General features: G+C 44.7%; 21 protein-coding genes. 8 read left to right on the top strand and 13 right to left on the bottom strand.

Annotated elements, in window-relative coordinates:
• Window position 1 precedes the first annotated feature (1 nt).
• Entirely contained in the window at window positions 2-538 is a 537-nt protein-coding gene (locus ACHFJ9_RS07555) for a hypothetical protein (protein ID WP_047008370.1), read from the bottom strand.
• A complete protein-coding gene (locus tag ACHFJ9_RS07550; RefSeq protein WP_373925342.1) occupies window positions 528-1,325 on the bottom strand; it encodes an SURF1 family protein in 798 nt (265 codons plus the stop codon). Before ACHFJ9_RS07550 ends, ACHFJ9_RS07555 begins: the two co-directional genes overlap by 11 nt.
• On the opposite strand from ACHFJ9_RS07550, the gene ACHFJ9_RS07545 reads away from it, so the two are divergent.
• A complete protein-coding gene (locus ACHFJ9_RS07545) occupies window positions 1,318-1,554 on the top strand; it encodes a DUF2909 family protein (protein ID WP_005391169.1) in 237 nt (78 codons plus the stop codon). The genes ACHFJ9_RS07550 and ACHFJ9_RS07545 overlap by 8 nt on opposite strands.
• Before the next feature lie 13 nt (window positions 1,555-1,567).
• Here ACHFJ9_RS07545 and ACHFJ9_RS07540 read toward each other — a convergent pair whose 3' ends face one another.
• The 4 genes from ACHFJ9_RS07540 to coxB are packed head-to-tail and all read right to left on the bottom strand — an operon-like array spanning window position 1,568 to window position 5,855.
• Window positions 1,568-2,452: a cytochrome c oxidase subunit 3 gene (locus tag ACHFJ9_RS07540; RefSeq protein WP_005391171.1), complete on the bottom strand. Its 885-nt coding sequence runs from the start codon at window positions 2,450-2,452 to the stop codon at window positions 1,568-1,570.
• A gap of 51 nt (window positions 2,453-2,503) precedes the next feature.
• Complete coding sequence (locus ACHFJ9_RS07535) at window positions 2,504-3,043, bottom strand: cytochrome c oxidase assembly protein (protein ID WP_258684449.1); 540 nt, start codon at window positions 3,041-3,043, stop codon at window positions 2,504-2,506.
• A 20-nt stretch (window positions 3,044-3,063) separates the two neighbouring features.
• Complete coding sequence (ctaD, locus tag ACHFJ9_RS07530; protein WP_395354535.1) at window positions 3,064-4,695, bottom strand: cytochrome c oxidase subunit I; 1,632 nt, start codon at window positions 4,693-4,695, stop codon at window positions 3,064-3,066.
• Window positions 4,692-5,855 (bottom strand): cytochrome c oxidase subunit II, encoded by a 1,164-nt coding sequence (coxB, locus tag ACHFJ9_RS07525; RefSeq protein WP_395354533.1) that lies wholly within the window; start codon window positions 5,853-5,855, stop codon window positions 4,692-4,694. Before coxB ends, ctaD begins: the two co-directional genes overlap by 4 nt.
• A gap of 330 nt (window positions 5,856-6,185) precedes the next feature.
• On the opposite strand from coxB, the gene ACHFJ9_RS07520 reads away from it, so the two are divergent.
• A complete protein-coding gene (locus ACHFJ9_RS07520) occupies window positions 6,186-7,880 on the top strand; it encodes a phospho-sugar mutase (protein WP_395354531.1) in 1,695 nt (564 codons plus the stop codon).
• Window positions 7,881-7,980: 100 nt separating this feature from the next.
• On the opposite strand, the gene ACHFJ9_RS07515 is transcribed toward ACHFJ9_RS07520, so the two are convergent.
• Together ACHFJ9_RS07515 and ACHFJ9_RS07510 are read right to left on the bottom strand one after the other, a co-directional pair.
• On the bottom strand, window positions 7,981-8,403 hold the full coding sequence (locus tag ACHFJ9_RS07515) for a GNAT family N-acetyltransferase (protein WP_109169113.1): 423 nt from the start codon (window positions 8,401-8,403) through the stop codon (window positions 7,981-7,983).
• 79 nt (window positions 8,404-8,482) lie between these two features.
• Window positions 8,483-9,115: a LysE family translocator gene (locus tag ACHFJ9_RS07510; protein WP_005375522.1), complete on the bottom strand. Its 633-nt coding sequence runs from the start codon at window positions 9,113-9,115 to the stop codon at window positions 8,483-8,485.
• Between the two features lie 230 nt (window positions 9,116-9,345).
• Between ACHFJ9_RS07510 and ACHFJ9_RS07505 the strand changes: the two genes are divergently transcribed.
• The 3 genes from ACHFJ9_RS07505 to ACHFJ9_RS07495 all read left to right on the top strand — a co-directional run bounded on the left by ACHFJ9_RS07505 (window position 9,346) and on the right by ACHFJ9_RS07495 (window position 11,274).
• Window positions 9,346-10,173 carry an AraC family transcriptional regulator gene (locus ACHFJ9_RS07505; RefSeq protein ID WP_006742070.1) on the top strand — a complete coding sequence of 276 codons (828 nt, stop codon included), beginning with the start codon at window positions 9,346-9,348 and terminating at the stop codon, window positions 10,171-10,173.
• 79 nt (window positions 10,174-10,252) lie between these two features.
• Window positions 10,253-10,963 (top strand): AzlC family ABC transporter permease, encoded by a 711-nt coding sequence (locus tag ACHFJ9_RS07500; protein ID WP_395354528.1) that lies wholly within the window; start codon window positions 10,253-10,255, stop codon window positions 10,961-10,963.
• The gene (locus tag ACHFJ9_RS07495; RefSeq protein ID WP_006742072.1) at window positions 10,963-11,274 is read left to right on the top strand and encodes an AzlD domain-containing protein; all 312 of its coding nucleotides are present in this window, start codon (window positions 10,963-10,965) and stop codon (window positions 11,272-11,274) included. The genes ACHFJ9_RS07500 and ACHFJ9_RS07495 overlap by 1 nt, the downstream gene beginning before the upstream one ends.
• Here the strand turns inward: ACHFJ9_RS07495 and ACHFJ9_RS07490 are convergent.
• Complete coding sequence (locus ACHFJ9_RS07490; RefSeq protein WP_258666108.1) at window positions 11,271-11,885, bottom strand: fumarylacetoacetate hydrolase family protein; 615 nt, start codon at window positions 11,883-11,885, stop codon at window positions 11,271-11,273. The genes ACHFJ9_RS07495 and ACHFJ9_RS07490 overlap by 4 nt on opposite strands.
• Before the next feature lie 221 nt (window positions 11,886-12,106).
• Window positions 12,107-13,165 carry a porin gene (locus tag ACHFJ9_RS07485; RefSeq protein WP_046873713.1) on the bottom strand — a complete coding sequence of 353 codons (1,059 nt, stop codon included), beginning with the start codon at window positions 13,163-13,165 and terminating at the stop codon, window positions 12,107-12,109.
• Window positions 13,166-13,774: 609 nt separating this feature from the next.
• Here ACHFJ9_RS07485 and ACHFJ9_RS07480 point away from each other — a divergent pair.
• From ACHFJ9_RS07480 to ACHFJ9_RS07470, 3 genes are all read left to right on the top strand, one after another.
• Window positions 13,775-14,746, top strand: coding sequence for a porin (locus ACHFJ9_RS07480; RefSeq protein ID WP_047008380.1), 972 nt, complete (start codon window positions 13,775-13,777; stop codon window positions 14,744-14,746).
• 465 nt (window positions 14,747-15,211) lie between these two features.
• Window positions 15,212-16,069: a DMT family transporter gene (locus ACHFJ9_RS07475; protein ID WP_005391192.1), complete on the top strand. Its 858-nt coding sequence runs from the start codon at window positions 15,212-15,214 to the stop codon at window positions 16,067-16,069.
• 44 nt (window positions 16,070-16,113) lie between these two features.
• Entirely contained in the window at window positions 16,114-16,728 is a 615-nt protein-coding gene (locus ACHFJ9_RS07470) for a glutaredoxin domain-containing protein (RefSeq protein ID WP_395354524.1), read from the top strand.
• A 126-nt stretch (window positions 16,729-16,854) separates the two neighbouring features.
• On the opposite strand, the gene ACHFJ9_RS07465 is transcribed toward ACHFJ9_RS07470, so the two are convergent.
• From ACHFJ9_RS07465 to ACHFJ9_RS07455, 3 genes are all read right to left on the bottom strand, one after another.
• Window positions 16,855-16,989: a hypothetical protein gene (locus ACHFJ9_RS07465; protein WP_005391196.1), complete on the bottom strand. Its 135-nt coding sequence runs from the start codon at window positions 16,987-16,989 to the stop codon at window positions 16,855-16,857.
• A 133-nt stretch (window positions 16,990-17,122) separates the two neighbouring features.
• On the bottom strand, window positions 17,123-17,470 hold the full coding sequence (locus tag ACHFJ9_RS07460; RefSeq protein WP_005391198.1) for a hypothetical protein: 348 nt from the start codon (window positions 17,468-17,470) through the stop codon (window positions 17,123-17,125).
• A 177-nt stretch (window positions 17,471-17,647) separates the two neighbouring features.
• A complete protein-coding gene (locus tag ACHFJ9_RS07455) occupies window positions 17,648-18,841 on the bottom strand; it encodes a multidrug effflux MFS transporter (protein ID WP_395354522.1) in 1,194 nt (397 codons plus the stop codon).
• Window positions 18,842-18,920: the final 79 nt, after the last annotated feature.

The following is an 18,920-nucleotide window of genomic DNA, read 5'->3' as shown; positions in this document are numbered from 1 at the left end:
TCTAACCAACTCGTGACAATTTTAAGAGCTTGCGTAAATCCGCCAACATACCTTTGTTGAACGAGACTAAATCTTCATTCGGTTTTGGCGAGTAAGACATCACCAATTGCCCCAGAGGATCAACGATTAACATTTGTCCGGGTTTCACTTTGGCGGTAACCGATTGATTCATTTGCATTGTCGTCATCGATACATCTACGGTACCGGACAACTCTGTCTGCCAAAGCACCGGCACCACACGCTCTTGATATTTTCCTAAAGCGACATGGCTTTGCTGAAGCAGGTAAAGCTGCTGCCTGCATTGTTCTGTGCACTCATTAGGTAAAACATAAGCGAGTTGCCACCTGTGCTCCTTGAGTGGGGACTCTTGACCAAGTAGCTCTAACGTTGTGTATGGTTCAACTAACACACCTCTATTGGTCACACCGCTTTGATACCACCCTTGGGTGAGAATGACCTTAGCGATGACGGCAGGAAGCGCAAACGTACACACCAACGCAATCAACATTAGCCGCCCTTTGGTTACTTTAGATGTCATGCTTCACCTCCATATGACGCAACTTTCTTTGCCAACGAACAAAAACAATTAAGGTCAATAATAAGAAAACGCCCGCCATCGAAAACCACTGAATCGAATAACCGAAATGCTTGGCGCTGTTGAGCGGCAATGGGTTCCAAGGAAAGTCGTAAGGCCAATTTTTTAGATTGTCTGGCTGCAAGACTGCGGGCATAAGTTCAATATTAAGTAGCTGATTCAGTTGCACGATATTCAGGTTCTGCACACGAATGACATCGCCAACTTCTGGCATTAATTCAGAGCTCAACGGGTTAGCAGATTTTCGGTACAGACGTCCCGAGATAAAGGTCGACACTTCGAGTGTTGTGACGGTTGGTAATACTGAACGATCTGCTATTCCCTCCACAAAACCAAGCTCTAATAATGCATAGGTTCCTGATTCATCACTCATAGAGACAATCTGAAATGCTAAATAGCCCACATTGCCCTGATGCGTTTGGTTATCCAGTAAAATCACGGGAAACGCCTGAGGAACAACATTAGCTTCCACTTTTTTCCCGAGGATGCTGCCTTCTCTCCAATCGTTTTCTTCAAGAACTTCGCCTAATGTTTGGTACGCACTATCCGCTCGCGCAAGAATGGCTTGTTCCAAAGCCTGTTTCTCTTGCCCTCTTTCAAGCTGCCAAAAACCCAGTTTGACCAAAAGAGAAAACACAACCACAGTTAAACCAACTGCAACCCAAAACCGTTTCGATAGCCATAATTGTCTTGATAACAACAACGATGAAACCGGAGGTTCTATGTCCACCGTATTTCTATTCAAACTGACGCTTGTCCTTTTGCTGCTTTTCATTATCTTCAACCTCGCAAAAGCGCTTATCGAAATGGTTCGTGAAGACCCAGATAATCCCGAAAAAAGAGACAAACCTATGAGTCATTACTTAGGCCGTCGAGTCATGTTCTCCGCTTTAGTTGTTATCCTTCTACTTATTGCGCTCAGTTCAGGCTGGCTAGCTCCGAATCCCCGTCCTTACTAATCGCCCAATGCACCTACAGCACGTACACAAACACAAACAGACATAACCAAACCACATCCACAAAGTGCCAATACCAACTACCTGCTTGGAAGGCAAAATGGTTCTTAGACGAAAAATGATCTTTAGCGATTCGGAGCAATAATACGATTAAGAAAATCGTCCCAAGACAAACGTGCAAACCGTGAAAACCCGTCAACATAAAAAAGGTGTTTCCGTAGATACCAGATTGCAACGTGAGCCCCATTTCTTGATAAGCATGAGCGTACTCGACCGCTTGGTAATATAGGAAAAAGCCCGCAAGCACGATGGTGATTTCCAACCAAACAATCAGTGCCGTTCTTTTGTCTTTTTCAAGGCTTATGTGCGCCATATGCAGTGTAATCGACGACAATAACAGCAAAATAGTATTAGTAAGGGGAATGCCCTGCCACGGCATAGCTTGCGTTGTTTCTCCACCCGGAGTCAGTGTTAGTGGCCACATTGCTTCGAAGGTTGGCCACAAAACCTCGTTGGTCATGAAGTTGTTATCTGCCCCACCTAACCAAGGCACAGAAATCATCCTGGCGTAGAATAACGCACCAAAAAAGGCACCAAAAAACATCACTTCAGAGAAGATGAACCAGCTCATCCCTTGGCGAAAAGAACGAGTAATTTGCGAGCTGTACTTTCCACTCAGTGACTCAGTAATCACATTACTAAACCAGCCCGCCAACATGTAAAGCAAGAACAGAAAACCTACCGCCAGCACAATGCTACCAATGGTTCCCACAGCTCCTTCACTTTGTGTCCCCTGAACGGTCATTCCTGCACCAACGGCAACTAAAAATAGAGCAAACGCACCGATGATCGGCCAGCTACTTTGAGCGGGAACATAATATGTTCCTGGCTTGTTACTCATAATTTCTCTCCTTACTGACCAGCCTTGGTCTGTATCTCTCTCCTTGAGTGGCTAAGAACCTGTAGGAGGGGGAAGTTTATAGAGTGTGTAAGACAGCGTTAACGTGTGTATCGACTCCGGTAAGTCCGGTTCGATATAAAAAATCAACGGCATTTGAGCTTGTTGTTTGCCATCCAAAGGCTGTTGGTTAAAACAAAAGCACTCAATCTTATTGAAATAAACGGCACCATTCCCGGGAGAAACAGAGGGAACGGCTTGCCCTACCAACTTCTGCCCGCTTTCATTAAATGCAAGGTATTCGGTTTGCACGACTTCGCCGGGATGAACGTCCATCGAAATCACTTTGGGTTTAAACTCCCAAGGCATATCGGGGCTTACATGCGCCATAAACTCCACGCGAATGGTTCGGCTCATATCTGGCTGCATACCAGTTGGTTGAATGGCGGCCACTTCACTTGTTTTTCCATTGATACCCAGTGCGTCGCACATTACGTCATACAATGGGACAAGTGCGTAGCCAAACCCGAACATCAAAAGGGTCGCTAAAAGCAACTTCACTGTGAGCTTTTTGTTTGATGGATTCGGTTTCATCTCACTCACCCTATTCGTTTCTAATCGACTTTAGGCGGCGTAGTAAACGTATGATGGGGCGCCGGGCTTGGCACTGTCCATTCTAAGCCCTCCGCACGTTCCCACGGTTTTGCAGCGGCCTTTTCACCGCCACGAATACACTTAATCACCACCCATAAAAAGATCAATTGTGACAACCCAAACGCAAATCCACCAATGGAGACGATTTGATTGACATCAGCAAACTGAATAGCGTAATCCGGGATACGTCTTGGCATACCCGCTAAACCTAGAAAGTGCATCGGGAAAAACAAAACATTAACTGAAATAATCGAGCACCAGAAATGCCACAAACTCAGCTTGTGGTCGTACATATTGCCTGTCCACTTAGGTAACCAATAGTACGCTGCCGCCATAATCGAGAATACGGCACCAGATACCAACACATAGTGGAAATGCGCAACCACGAAGTAAGTGTCATGATATTGGAAATCCGCCGGCACAATTGCCAGCATCAATCCCGAGAAACCGCCAATCGTAAAGAGCACAATAAAGGCAATGGCAAACAACATTGGCGTTTCAAATGTCAGAGCCCCACGCCACATGGTGGCGACCCAGTTAAAGACTTTCACCCCTGTTGGTACCGCAATCAGCATGGTGCAATACATAAAGAAAAGCTCTGCAAAAACTGGCATCCCCGTTGTAAACATGTGATGCGCCCACACAAGGAAAGACAACAACGCAATGCTGCACGTCGCGTAAACCATCGAATGATAACCAAACAGCTTCTTCCCACTGAAAGCAGGAAGGATGGCAGAAATGATGCCAAACGACGGTAAAATCATGATGTACACTTCTGGGTGACCAAAGAACCAAAAGATGTGTTGGAACATCACCGGGTCACCGCCACCAGCAGCATCAAAGAAGCTAGTCCCGAAATATTTGTCAGTAAGAACCATCGTCACCGCACCTGCTAATACCGGCATAACCGCGATCAACAAGAAAGCGGTGATTAACCAAGTCCAAACAAACATTGGTAACTTGAACCAAGTCATTCCCGGAGCTCGCATATTTACGATCGTCACGATAACGTTGATCGCGCCCATAATGGAGCTGATCCCCATGATGTGAACAGAGAATACAAACAGCGCGGTGCTATCTGGGCCATAAGTCGTGGACAGCGGAGCATAGAACGTCCAGCCAAAATCGGGGCCGCCGCCAGGTAAAAACAACGAGCTCAATAAAATAAGAAATGCAAAAGGTAGAATCCAAAAGCTCAAGTTGTTCATGCGAGGTAGCGCCATATCTGGAGCCCCGATCATCATTGGAATCATCCAGTTAGCAAGGCCCGTAAATGCTGGCATCACAGCACCAAACACCATCACCAAACCGTGTACCGTAGTCATTTGATTAAAAAACTGTGGATCAACCAGCTGAAGTCCAGGCTGGAATAATTCGGCACGAATGACCATCGCCATCGCACCACCAATCAGAAACATCGCAAAACTAAACCAAAGGTACAGGGTGCCAATATCTTTATGGTTTGTGGAATACAGCCAACGAGCAATACCTTGGGGAGCATGATGATCATGGCCATCATCAATCGCAATGGTACTGTTTGCACTGGCTTCCGCTGGAGCAGACTTCACTGCCTTATCTATTGGCTTACTCATATTTCCTCCTTAGCACTGCCTTGTGCCTTAAAGGCATTCACATCGGATGCTTGCACCGTATCGCCAGTGTCGTTGCCCCATGCATTTCGCTGATATGTAATGACAGCGGCAATTTCTTTGTCACTTAACTGGTTCGAAAAAGACTGCATTGCAGTGCCCGGACGGCCATTCACAATCACATCAATGTGCTCTGAAATTGGGCCTGTTGCGATAGGGCTGCCCTTAATTGCGGGAAATGCACCCGGAATCCCCTCACCATTAGCCTGATGGCACACAGCACAACGTGCCGTGTATATAGATTCGCCCTGCGACATCAACTCATCCATGGATAAGTCTTGAGAGAGCGCCTCTTGTGCCGCCGCTTTTTGAAGTGCGATTTCTTCCTTCTTACTCGCTAACCATTCATCAAACTTTTCTTCTTCCATCGCATGCACCACCACCGGCATGAACCCATGTGCACGACCACATAGCTCCGCACATTGACCGCGATATACGCCTGGCTCATCAATTCTTGTCCATGCTTCATTAATAAAACCAGGGATGGTGTCTTTCTTGACAGCAAAATCCGGCACCCACCATGAGTGAATGACATCATCAGAAGTCATCAAAAAACGCACTTTGCGATTCACAGGCAACACCAAAGGGTTGTCTACTTCCAATAGATAATGCGCGCCTTTTGTCTCGATACCATCAATTTGCTTTTGGCTGGTGGCAAGCAAACTGAAGAACTCAACATCTTCACCAAAATAGCTGTAATGCCATTTCCATTGCGAGCCTGTGATCTTGACCGTGATATCTGATTGGCTTGTGTCTTCCATTGCGACTAAAGTTTTCGTTGCGGGAATCGCCATGGCGACAAGAATGATGATAGGTATGACTGTCCAAATAATTTCCACTTTTGTACTTTCGTGGAAATGTGCGGCAACTGCTCCTTTTGACTTGCGATGACGAAAGATGGAATAGAACATGACACCAAACACAATCAAAGCAATTACGCAGCAGATATAGAAAATCAGCATATGTAATTCATACACTTGTCCACTTATCGCTGTGACCCCTTTGGTCATGTTGTAGTCACTTTCCTTTGACCAACTGAAAGAGGAGAATGTGATTAAAATCACATTCAGTGATAAGGCTAGAGTAGTCATTAATCTTTTCAAAAGATCTCTCCTCTGCTCAGCCGCTACGCTTGCGCGAGCTTCCTTGCGTCCCGATGCAAATATCGAACAACTTTACGAAAAATCACAAAAACTACGATTTCGACACGGTTTGTTATATTTATGTTAAAAGGCTAGTTATAGTTCCAAGGTTCTTCAAGAAATTAAATATGATTAAATTTTGTTCGGATAAGAAAAATTAATTCGGTTTATCGATTGCCCTCTTTGAAATGTAATTGAGAACCATTTACATTAATTTAAAAGAAAACATTGAGATACTTACAAAACGAAGTGTCCAAGAAAGTAGGCGCCCCCTACTAAGGAATGATTGATATGACAGCACTAATTACTCAATGGCTAGAACGAGACCCTGATCCTAAGACTCGCGAAGAGCTACAACACCTCGTCGATACAAATAATGAACAAGAGCTTACTGATCGCTTTGGATCGCGCCTTGCCTTTGGTACAGCAGGGTTACGCGGCAAAGTGGGCGCAGGTCCAAACCGAATGAACCGTTTGGTGATCCAAGAGACAGCCACTGGCCTAGGAAACTATTTGCTAGAGCAAGTCAAAGATGCCGCAAGTCGTGGTGTCGTTATTGGCTACGACGGTCGTCCTGATTCGAAACAATTCGCGCATGATACCGCTTCCGTACTGACTGCCCTTGGCATCAAGGTGTACTTGACGTACGACGTCGCAGCGACCCCAATTGTTGCGTTTGGTGTCCGTACATTGAATGCTGCTGCCGCAGTTGTCGTTACCGCCAGCCACAATCCACCGGAGTACAATGGCTTTAAAGTATATTGGGAGAATGGCGCACAAATCATTCCTCCACACGACTCTGGAATCGCAGCGAAAATTGATGCCGCAACAACAAAGCCATTACCTTTAATGTCTCTCGATGATGCAAAACAGCGCGGTTTGTTAGTTTGGTTGGAAGACGACTACTACCAAACTTACCGTAAAACGATGAACGAAAACGCGCTGCTTACTCCTGACAACAACACCGATATTTCTATCGCTTACACTGCGATGCATGGCGTTGGGGCGAATATGGCGGAAACGCTCCTCGCAGACGCTGGCTTCAAAAAAGTGGCAAGTGTTAAGGAACAGCGCGAACCTGATGGTAGCTTCCCAACCGTCAACTTCCCAAACCCTGAAGAAGCGGGAGCAATGGATATGGTGATGGCGTTAGGTAAGTCCGTAGATGCTGATATCGCTTGTGCCAACGATCCAGATGCCGACCGTTTTGCAGTGGCGGTCAAACGCCCAGATGGCGAATACCAAATGTTAACCGGCGACCAAGTGGGTTCACTGTTTGGCGATTACTTGCTAGAACAGCAACCTAACGCTCTGGTTGGCAACACCATCGTATCATCAAGAATGCTGAGTAGCATTGCCAAAGCGCATGGCGCCCAATACTACCAAACGTTAACAGGCTTCAAATGGCTCACTAACGTTGCCATGGAGCAAGAGACAGAAGCCAATCCATTCTTGTTTGCTTATGAAGAAGCGCTCGGTTATACCGTGGGTAACAAAGTGTGGGATAAAGATGGTTTATCTGCAATCGTCGCATTTGCTCAGCTAACAGGTAAACTTAAAGCTCAAGGCAAAACACTATGGGATAAACTGGAAGAACTGTACCGCGAGCACGGTTTCTACTTTAACGCGCAGCGCAGTATCGCTCTCGACCCGAACTCTCCACCAATCGGTGACAAGCTCCGTGCAAACCCACCAACAGAGATTGCTGGTAAAAAAGTAGCAGTAACTGAAGATCTAAAAACATCAGTTCGCATGTTTGATGACGGCTCAGAAGAATCCATTGACTTACCAGCAAGTGACGTATTGATTTATCACCTAGAAGATCAGTCTCGTGTGATTGTTCGCCCTTCGGGTACTGAGCCAAAACTAAAATGTTACTACGAAGTCATCAACCTTTTCCCTGCGGATATGAGCTATGCACAAGCACAGCAAGCGGCAGAGGCGAAGATGAACGAACTTATCGACGCGCATCAGACAAGTTTGTAAGTCAAAGAGAAGCCGAGACATCTGATACGATAAGAGGCGCAAATTCGCGCCTCTTTTTTTGATTTTGACTAGAACAAGTCAAGCTAACCCGTGCTTTTCCCTAGCCTACAATTTCCTTTTGTAGAAAGTACTTGTGGATGCCCTCTGCAGGATAGCCTGAGTACTGCCCTACTTTCTCAAAACCTAATTTGAGATAGAACTCAAGAGCTTGAAAGCTGTAGGTATCCAAATAAACATGGGTAACCCCGTGAGGCTTTACTTTGTCTTCTAGCATTGACATTAACTGGCTACCGAGACCAGATGTCCGACTTTCAGCATCTACCCACAAAAACTCAACAAACACCGTGTTTTTAAACATTTCGCCAGTCAGACCACCCATGGTCTTGCCATTCTCATCTTTAGCAAAACATCCCACAGCATGCACCTCCCCTTCAGGCAAGTGCATTCGGTTATAAGATCGAATACCTTCACGAACAGAATCAAGGTCTGTTTGATCTGGATTTAAACAAAATTCAAGCTTCATACATCCTCTCCTTAGGAAACACCAATATCCTAAAACAAAAAGCCAGCAATTACTGGCTTTCTGATGGAATATGATAACTTTATAAGGCGAAACTGCTCAGCATCCACAACGCGAGAATAACGAACACTAAACCCATTAGTTTATGTTGATACGTGCGGAATTTTTCGTTCTCGAGCAGCCCCTTACCCAATGTGCCTGCCAGCCCAACAAGTAATAAATTGAATGACAAGCCAAGGACGTTCAACAGTAACCCTAGTGCTAGCATCTGCTCACCAGAAGACGCTGTAATATTGCTTGAGACAAACTGCGGCAAAAACATCACAAAAAATACCAACGCTTTAGGGTTAAGCAAATTACTCATCAAAGCACGTTGATAATAAGTTGACGCCATTTTGTTTTGACCATCAAGCTCTGGAGCCGAAGATGCCTCAGCTCGTAAGCAGTCCCAACCCATTTTTAACAAGTAAGCGCCACCTAAGAGATGAAGGACTTTAAGGGCGATTGGGCTCATTGCAATCAGGGTAGATACTCCCATTGCAGCAAGCAAAGTAAGAATAACACCAGACGTCGCATTGCCTAAGCTAGCAAACAGACCGACCTTCTTACCGTAACTCATACTAGAGCTCGCGATAAGCAACATATCGGGCCCTGGTAACAGCAACAAAGCCACTACTGCGGTGAGATAAACAGGAAGTACAGATAAATCAATCATGATGGAACCGCTTTTTCTACAACAAAGCGTCGAATGTTATACCAACAAAATAACAACAGCCAGCCCAAAATCACCAAGATAATTCAGAAAATAAAAATCATAGTCTGCTAGGACGAAAAATAATAATCAATTCGCCTATTTATAAAAATCGAATAGCAATTTTGTACAAAAATAAGCACGATGGATCCGTTACACTTCTAAGATGATTTTCTTGAGCAGACCGGATAAAGATGAAAGAAAAGAATAAGGAAATCGCTACCTTCAAGATAGCTCAAGAGCTCGGCGGTTTAGAACTTCTCGATGCAAAGTATGAGAAGCAGAATTTTTCACGCCATAGCCACGAAGGTTACACTATTGGCGTCATCGAGAAGGGAGCACAGCAGTTCTTTCGAACAGGCGGAAATCATATCGCGCCACAGGACAGCATCATCCTTGTTAATGCCGATGAAGTACACAACGGGCATTCGGCCTCAGAAGGCGGTTGGGAATACAAAGCAATGTACCCCGTACCACAGCAGTTTCAGACCTTGGGGCAAGAGCTTGGTTCACCAAATGTAGCTCTGCCCTATTTTCCTCAACCTGTGGTTTACGATCCTGAGCTGGCTAGTCAGTTGCGATTGGTGTTTGAAACGCTAGAAAAATCAGACAACCGACTACTACGAGAAACTTTGATTTACGGCACGTTGATCAAACTAGCCAGCAAACACAGCACCCACCGGGCACCGCTCAAAGAATCAACCAGAGCTCAGCGACAAATACAGTTGGTCAAAGAGTTTTTGGAAGACTTCCCGCAAACGGACGTCTCGCTAGAAGAGCTAGCAAAACTGGCTGGGTTAAGCCCTTTTCATTTGCTAAGAGAGTTTCAAAAACAGTTTGGCTTCCCTCCCCATGCTTATCAAATTCAGCAACGTTTACGTATGGCGAAGAAGCTACTAAAAATGGGACAAAAAATTTCAGATGTGGCACAAGAATGTGGCTTCCATGATCAAAGCCATCTGCATCGACACTTTAAAAAAGCCATGGGCGTCACTCCCGGCCAATACGTCCGTCACAGCTAAAGCAGCAATATTGTACAAGGCGTTATGCGACTACCGAGCTATCTTGGTAGCCTGATTTAGGAATAACTAAGAAGAAACTATGGACCACACTTTGCCGTTACAAGAAGAATCAAAAGCCACGCTATTTTGGCAAGGCACACTTGCGATGATGCCACTGAGTATCGCGGTGTTACCTTGGGGTTTGCTCGCAGGCTCATTCGCGATTGATACTGGGCTTCACCCTTTGGAAGGACAAGCACTATCCGCCATTCTGTTCGCAGGTTCCGCGCAGCTCGTCGCGATGGGGATGATTAAATCGGGGGCAGGCCTAGTAACCATGTTACTAACAACGTTTTTTATCACCTCTCGACACTTCCTCTACAGTGTATCGATGCGCAGTAAAATTGCACCACTTCCTCTTAAATGGCGGTTATCACTCGGATTCTTACTCACTGATGAGCTGTTTGCGATTGTAGGTCATCATTCCGATAAACAATTTAATCGCTGGTATGCGCTTGGGGCTGGTTTGAGTTTTTACCTGTTTTGGAATATCGCGACATTGACGGGCATTATTGCGGGAAGCCTGACCCCTGAACTGAACGAAATGGGATTGGAATTTGCTGTGGCCGCGACTTTTATCGCAATTGTAGTTCCGACTATTAAAAATATGGCGGTGCTCGCGAGTGTTGTCGTGGCATTAGTGAGCTCGGTCGCCCTAACCTATTACCAAGTGGAAGGAAGTTTGATGATTTCGAGCATTTTAGCCATGCTTACAGGCTACTTTGTGGAACAAGTACAGGAGAAACACTAATGATCATGTTGTCTATTTTACTGATGACGGGACTTGTTTTCACCAGCCGCTACTTGTTTTTAGAACCCAAGCTACCACTGCGATTAGGGACACGTACACAAAAAGTGCTCAACTACGCCAGCCCTGCGGTACTCACTGCGATCTGGGCGCCTATCGTTTTCATTCCCGATGGAGCACTCAGCGTGAATGTGCACAACCCATTTTTATTGGCTGCCTTGCTGGCTGCGTTAATCGCGTACTTTACTAAAAATGTTCTTTTAACGACGGTGATCAGCATGGTGGTATTTCTCGTTCTGCGAATTTGGCTTTAATTCGCCACCCACTCAATCTCCAACAAGGTGACATCACCACACTTTAATCGTCCAAGGAAGATGTCACCTTGATGCACCTCACCAACTCCTTTTGGTGTGCCGGTCATTACCACATCGCCATCTTGAAGTGTTGTGTAACTCGTTAATTCATCCAAAATGGTTAGCGGCGGATAGAGCATCTGGTTAACGTGACCTTTTTGTACACGAACGCAGTTAATCAAGAGCTCTAGGTTAAGAGCATTAATCTCAATGTTATCCAAAGAGACAAATCGACTAAACACTGCGGAGCCATCAAACGCTTTAGCACGCTCCCAGGGCAACCCTTGTTGTTTAAGTGAAGACTGCAAACCGCGCTTGGTCAGATCCAATCCCAAACCGACCGCTGAATAGCGTCCATCTTTGATCAGAAAACAGATTTCAGCCTCGTAATGAAGAGGCTCTTGATGAAATGAACGCAGAGTCGTCGATACAGAAGTCGCGGGTTTATTAAATACCACCATTTGCTCAGGTATTGCATTATCAAGTTCATGAATATGTTCAACGTAATTTCGCCCAACACAAAGCACTTTACCCACTTCTACTTTCTTTTCTTCAACTTGAATAACGCTCATCGCTCTTCCCTGCAAAACAAAAACCTCATCATAATCTAACCTATTGACTTAACGACACTAAATCCCATCCTCTAGTGTGAAAAATAAGACATTCACCCCGTTTTGAGTTTTGTATCATCTAATTGAAACATCACGGTATTTACAAAACAAATAGACAAAAAAGCCAGCACGAGGCTGGCTTTAAATCAATAGGGGTGAATGATTGTTCTCGCTAAATCCTATTATAGGTAGTAACGAGCACCTATCGCCCATTTGTCATCAGTTTCACGACCATGGTCATCATTTAGGTCAAACTGGTAACCCGCGTAACCAACAAATTTAGGCGTGAAGTTGTACTCTGCCTGCAGTGCCATTTCCTCACGAGCGGTTTCTGTTTTAGAATTTTTGAACTCTTTACCTTCAACCATCTCGTAGTTAACGCTCAAGTTTAAGCTGTTCGCTAGAGCGTATGCGATGATCGCTTCGTACGCATCACTTTCCGCCAAACGGTCGCCATTTACACTGAAGTTCATATTTTCATTTGAACCATATACCGCGGCAAGGAACAGACCTTGGCCGTAAGCGCCGTAAGATGCAGACACAACATGTGATTCTGCGGTGTGTTTACCTGTGTAAGCAGGGTGTTGGAAGTCACCACCGTTGTATGAGTAGCCAATTTTCGCGCCCATGATTGCGTAAGAAAGCGCAACTTGCATGCGGTCATCGTATTTAAGACCACCAGTGATAGTACCTGCGTCGTTACGCGTGTATTCATCATTTGCGCCTTGCCATCCAAGACCAACGTTAATCGCACCTGCTTCGCCTAAATCAAAGCCATTTCGATAAGACAGCATTTTATCCGCACGACCTGTGCCTAGGTTTCCGTGATCGTCGTAAATGAAGTCATTCGCAAACGCAATTGGCATATCCGCGATGCCTGCTACATCATAGTAAGGTGACCATTGCGTACCACCTACTGCACGACCGTAAACCTCATGTGTTAAACCTAAGTAACCTAGACGAGTTTTAAACGACTCTTCACCGCCATCTAAGTAGTTTAGAGCCCATTCACCACGTGCGTCTGCGGTGAAGCCATTGCCTAAATCTTGTGTCGCAGAGATATTGATACGAGGAGAGTTAGTACCAACATCCGTGTCACCTTGCTCTGAACCATTTAAGTTAACAGAAACGTGGCCGCCCATCGAAAATGTTGTGCCATCGTTATTATAAAGTTCCACTGCCACTGCTTGAGTGCCGAAAGTTGCTGCTGCGATTGCCGCTGCTAATAATTTTTTATTCATTTCTAAATCCATTACTTATTAGTTGGTTAGTCAGTTTTAGACCCAGCTCTGATTCACTTTCGTAAAACGAAATGATGAACACAGAAAGGAATACAAAGGCCCTCTGGGGCATCTTTTCCGCCAGAATGGATTTACCTTTGTGTAACAACTGCCGACACTTTATTTGATTAGTTCCTGATAACCGAGTGAAAAATTCTCAGCAAAAAACTAAAAAGCAAACGTTTACTTATCCGAAAAAAATCCAGGCGTAAAAACCTTACAAAAAGAAATGTTTTAACGAGATAGTGCTCACAAATACTTGATGAACCCCAACTTTTGAAAATAACTTTCCCGTCAAAATGAAATATTTACTTACATTTTGGAACAAAAATAGGTTCAGGAACTTTTTGAAAAAAGCACGGTCTCCAATAGAAGGCAGAAAAACCTCAAAAAAGATAAAACCTTTCTTTTTATAAGAGATATAAGAAGGGGCACTTATTCTCGCCAGCAATAAAAGTGCAATCAAATCATAACTTAACAGAAATCTATCTTTCATTTTCAGCGTTTACCTTAGCGTCATCAACACATCGGGCAAGAAAGCCCATCGATTACAACTAGGGTAATAAGAAAATGAAAAAGGCAGCACTAACTACTGCAATTCTTACAGCATTGGTATCAGCACCATCATTCGCAGCAACAGTATACAAAAACGACGGTACTGAATTAAAAGTTGGCGGCCGCGTTGAGTTCCGTGGTGACTTCATCGGTTCAGGTGGTGCTGAAGTTGAGGGCTCAATGGAAGATAAAAGCCGCGCTCGTCTTAATCTAAAAGGTAAAACGGACATCGGCAATGGCCTTTCTGCATTCGGTGTTTACGAAGCCGAGCAAAAAACGGGCAAGAGTGAATTCAAAAACCGCTACATGTATGCAGGTGTCGACTCTGATATCGGTGCTTTCTCTGTAGGTCGTCAAGACATGGCTGCAGTCATCATCTCTGACATGACGGATATCACTGAGTTCTCTGGTGTTCAGCAAGTTATCGATTCGTCTTCTGATAAGCAAGACAGCGTTTTCGCATACCGTGGTGCGTTTGATGCGCTACAACTGCAAGCAACCTACCAAGCAAACTCTAGTGATAACGAAGATAAATACGGCATCTCTGGAATGTACTCACTGCCAATGGGCCTAGACCTCGGTCTTGCATATTCTGGTGGCGACGTAGATAAAGACAACTCTGAAGATCAAATTCTAGGTGGTATCGCTTACTCGATGGATAACCTTTACCTAGCAGGTACTTATTCTCAAGGGTCCCTGACTGACTCTGAAGACTTTACGGCTTACGAGCTAGTCGCAAGCTACAAAGTAGCGAGCAAAGTGACACTTGCTGCGCTATACACAGCTCAAGAGAATGATCCAGACAACGGTTCAAAGTACGACACCGTTGAAGGTATCGAGCTTGTTGGTTACTACAAACTAAACAGCAACTTCCGTACTTACCTGTCTTACTACATCAACCAACTTGATGAAGCAAAAGATCCAGCAACAGGTCTAGTAACAGAAGGCGAAGATACACTGCGCCTAGGCGTACGTTACGATTTCTAATTCACTCTTGTCCTAAGAGCGAGTCCACTTGGCCAGCACCTTTGCTGGCCATTTTTTGTGTAACCCAACACAACTCGATAAATTTTCACAATATCCAAGCATCGCTCTGCAATGAAAAACGAGCGTAACGACTCCTGCTTCTGCCCTCTTTTAATGCGATTTGTCACTAAGTTAGTGCATTTCTCCTAATAGCCAACCGAACTAAAACAAAAAAGCCAATTAAAATCAAACAGATAAAAATTGGCACGCGTTCTGCAATACTAATTATGCAAATGCATGGCAGCGTTTGTGCTTCTCGTTCTTTGTACCTGTTATAACAGGCACGTCCTTTGAATTGGTAATGTCGCCTCCCTCTGGGAGGCATTTTTTTATTGGCGCGAAAAACAATAGGACGTATGATCCCGCCACCTCTATCAAACTGGAATTTTTCAATTGAATCATCATCCTGTTCAAGGTGCGTCCTGGATGCTAACAGCTGGCTTGGCATTCGCCATAGTGAACAGCTTCGCCCAAATTGCTAGCATCAACTTTGGTGTCTCTTCCACCACATTCGCGTTATTCCAATACGCTATTGCCTTATTTGTCATTCTGCCCTATCTGCGTACACTTGGAATTAGACGCTCACTAAGAACCCAACACTTTGGTTGGCATGCCTTCCGTATTTTTCTCTCTGTTATCGGGATTCAGCTTTGGCTTTGGGCACTCGCTTATCCAGTTCCGATTTGGCAAGGCATTGCGCTGCTGATGACCTCTCCATTATTTGCAACGGTTGGATCTGGCTTGTTACTCAAAGAGAAAGTAGGTACTGCACGCTGGTTAGCGACATTAACAGGGTTCGTTGGTGCTATGATCATTCTTGAGCCGTGGGCAGATTCATTTACATGGGCGACCCTGCTTCCTGTTGGCGCCGCATTTTTCTGGGCAGCGTATTCTCTGATGGTAAAGAAAATGTCGGTCAACGATCCGCCCTCAACCATGGTTGTCTATTTATTACTGCTGATAACGCCGTTTAATATCTTATTGGCAATACCGACATTTACGATGCCAAATACCTGGACGATATGGGGCGTACTTTTAGCCGCAGGCGCGCTTACAGCACTCGCTCAATGGGCTATCGTTAAAGCATATGCAGTAGCAGACGCTTCATTTGTACAACCATTTGATCACGCAAAACTGCCTTTGAATGTCGTTGCTGGCTGGTTGGTGTTTGGCTGGGTACCACCTGGTCGTTTATGGCTAGGCGCCGCGATTATTATTGCCTCCATTGCGTTTATTACGCACTGGGAAGCGAAAAAGACAAAGCTAGTTGAAAGAAAAGTCTAATTTCAAGGTTCTATATTTTCAGGAAAGGAAATGAGGAACACCATATGAGTCAACCAATCAAAATTACACTGTACCGCTGGGCTGGTAGTTGGGGTCCATTCAAAGTCAATATTCCTTGTGGTGAATGTACGTTAACTAAAGATATTTTGACGGATACTTTTAAAAAAGAACTCGCTGATGTCCCCGTAGAACTGGAAGTAAAAGATTGGTTATCACATTGGTGGGAACCATTAAAAGCAGGGGCCTGGCATGCACCGATTCTTCTTGTCGAAGGAAAAGTGGTCAGCCAAGGAGAAGCGCTAAACCGGGGCGTGCTTGTGCAATCAGTTATCGCTGAATGGGTCAAACGCGATGAGCTAAAAGGCAACATTGTTTATGGTAAAGCCACCTGCCCTTACTGTGTCAAAGCTAAACAACTACTTGACGATGCTGGTGTTCAATACGAGTATCATGACGTGGTTAAAGACAGCGCCGCTTTGTATCGCATGATCCCCGAAGTAAAGGCCATCATTGGAGAGAAAACGCCGGTAACAGTGCCGCAGATCTGGTTGGATGGAAAGTATGTTGGAGGCGCTGACGATTTAGAAAAGTGGTTAGCAGCAAAGGGGCTAGATAAAGTGCCTAACAATGTCGTGGAAATACCAAGCCAATCCGCTTAGCGTTTGATTCAAATGCCATCCGTCTTTGAGTAATGGTTTACCAATGTTGTTCAATATGTAGGCTGCCACTAAAAACAAGACAGATAAAAGCAAAAAGCCCTGATTCTTCAATCAGGGCTTTTTAAATTATTTCGCCAGTTTTTTCATAACACGAGCAAAAACAGAAGCTTTTTTCTTCTTCGCTTTACCGTAAAGCGCTTTGTGCATCGCGTCTTTTGCAATCATCTGGCCAATATAAGCACCACCAAGTTCGTTACCCATGACCTTCTCCTGAATGTATTGACTTAACTATGTTGTAATTTTACACCACAATTGAATAAAAACAAGACTGATGTCACATTTATTTTGTAATTAACTTTCAGGCTGGTTCTGATTACTTTTTCGAAACGGGCGCCTATCGCTTAGGTTGCTGGTATGTTTTACCCGCTGCGACGTACGTATCTTTCTGTTTGATTTCAAAGAATGTTTCAAAGAACCACGCAGCAAATTTGATCAAGTGATCGCCTTCATTCATAACGTGCTCCACGTATTCTTGCTCTTCTCCGGACTCGTCTTCTTGAGTGGTAATATGGTAAATACGTTTCTCGCCATCAACTTCTGCAAGACCAAACTGACCCGTTAGGGATTGTGCCGCTTGTGCAACTTCTTCTTCCTCACACGCCTTCAAGACTTCGAGTGCCTTTGGCATGCTTTCTTGCTGAGTAATTTCTTTTACCAGTGTTTCAAATTCGTTTTGTTGCATTCTTTCACCTAACGATTAGAGATCGGATAGTCATTTGGGCAGAAATGTATCCCCAAGCTGAGAGGAGCATCAGGCATTGCCCTCTTCCTCTCAAACTGAGTCATTCAATATACACAATGATCCTGACTTAATTTAGCAGCGCATTTTAGAAAGCTGCCTCTTTCGTTGCAAGTATATTCAGGTGGAAGTTTCTGCTTGAATCGTCCCTTTGGGTGCTTTACGAAATTGACTCAATGCAAGCACACAGCAAGAAAGTAACGCAATAAACAAATAAAACACCCCAAGCTGGTTTTGATTCGTGACCCAAGAATCTACCAAGTATCCGCCAAACAACCCGGCTAAACACATTTGAATTGCTCCAGATAGCGCAGAAACCGCTCCGGCCTGTTGCTTATGTGGCGACAGCAACAAACTAATTGATACCGGAAACGACATGCCTTGGGCAAAACTTAAACACGTAAATGCCACTAGTAATGAAAATACACTGAAGGGTGTAACCAACAACATGAAGCCAGCAATAGCAACAATCGCGAAACTCATCAGCAAGATTTGCTGAGCTTTGTAACGAGCGTTGATCAAATTAAGCACCAAGCTACCCGTCAGCAAACCAACTGACGGTATGATCATCAAAGAACCGTAATCTGCCGCCGTTAAGCCTAACTCTTGTTGCATTAAAAATGGATACAAGGAAAGCGTTACCAGAGCCGACAAATAACTAAGCCAGTTGTAGCTCGCACTACCAATCACTTGAGTATTCGTTAACAGGCGCAAATAATTTGCACTCACCTGGCCTACTTTAAATTTTCGCTTCGGGTAAGGCAGCGTTTCTGGCAGCACCAATAAACCAAGCGTAAAAATTGCCATTAAGTAAATCAGCACAAACACAAAGACAGCATGCCAGCTCAGGTGAAAAGCAATCCAACCACCAAACAGCGGAGCAATAATTGGCATCACAGATGCCGTGACTGAAATATAAGATAGCGCTTTGGTTAATTGCATACCGTCATAACTGTCACGCAATACGGAGCGACCAAGCACCGAGGCACTGCCCGCTCCCAAACCTTGAAGTAACCGCCCCGCTTCAAGAGCAATAATGTTGTCCGAAAAGGCGATACAAATAACCGTACCAACTAGGTACACACTTTGGCCCAGAATAAATACTGGTCGACGACCAATCGCATCAGACAATGGGCCATAAAAAAGCTGAGAGATACCGAAACCAACGAGAAATAGTGTGACGAGATTCTGAATCGAATGTTGCGGCAAATTCAAGTCATGACCAATCAATGGTAAAGAAGGAAGATAAATACTAACGCCAACTTGGCCTGTGGCAATGATCATCATCGCTAATAACAATGGTGTTTTACGCAAACGTTCCTCCTACTTTGTGACAGATTGATGGCAAACAGTGTATATTTGATACTCAAAGATGATAATCAGCTAAGTTGGA

This window comes from Vibrio sp. D3, assembly GCF_043995865.1.
Classification (GTDB): Bacteria; Pseudomonadota; Gammaproteobacteria; order Enterobacterales; family Vibrionaceae; genus Vibrio; species Vibrio diabolicus.
Note: the sequence above shows the minus strand (reverse complement) of the source record. Positions and strands in the feature narration are given on the sequence as shown.